We start from the raw sequence: 755 nt of genomic DNA on the forward strand, positions 1-755 counted from the left end.
CCCTGCACGTAGCTGAGCGTGGCGCTGTACTTGCGGTAGCGCGCCACCGGCTGGCCCGGGCGTGGATGGCCGTTGTCCTGGGCGTCGAAGGCGCCGATGCCCTCCTGGGTGCCCAGGTCGAGGTTGACGAAGGCATTGCCCAGGCGCCGGCCATGGTTGATGCCGAACTGCGCCTCGCTCAGGCGGTTGCTGCTGCCGGCCAGGCGACTGTCCTCGATGTAGTTGTTGGTGCGCAGGTGGGCCATGCCGGCATTGAGCGAAGTCTTGCTGGTGGCGTCGCGGTGCACCACGCGCTCGGCGCGCAGCTGGTGGTTCTGGCTGTCGCCGGTCTGCTTGAAGGCAAAGCCGTTGGCCTGGGCCAGGGAGCGGTATTCGCTCTCGCTGTAGCTGTAGGTGAAGTTCCACCAGCCCCACGGCAGGTTGTAGAACAGCACGCCATTCTTCGAGCCCTGGGTGTGGTCGCTGACCACGTCGTGGCCGCCGCGCAGCATCAGCTGGTCGGCCAGGCCCAGCGGGCTGTCCCATTCCAGACCGAGGTTGAGCATCTGCTCGCCGGTGCTGCGCTGGCCTTCGTTGTTGCGCGACAGCGAGGCGCGCCAGGGTTTCTGTTGGGTGTTGCGCACCAGCACTTCGCTGCCGCCGACGGCCTTGCCCGGGGTCAGCTCCATCTGCGCCTTGTTCGACGGCAGGCGGTTGAGCTGGTCGACCATCTGCTCGATCTCGCGCAGGTTCAGGCGCTGGTCGATATCGCCGGG

General features: G+C 67.2%; 1 protein-coding gene. It reads right to left on the bottom strand.

Features of this window, described 5'->3' with window-relative positions:
* Nucleotides 1-755: ShlB/FhaC/HecB family hemolysin secretion/activation protein (locus HU735_RS26815; RefSeq protein ID WP_186716486.1), on the bottom strand; the 755-nt coding region annotated here is incomplete at both ends.

It is taken from the genome of Pseudomonas sp. BW16M2 (assembly GCF_014268865.1).
Taxonomy (GTDB): Bacteria; Pseudomonadota; Gammaproteobacteria; order Pseudomonadales; family Pseudomonadaceae; genus Aquipseudomonas; species Aquipseudomonas peradeniyensis.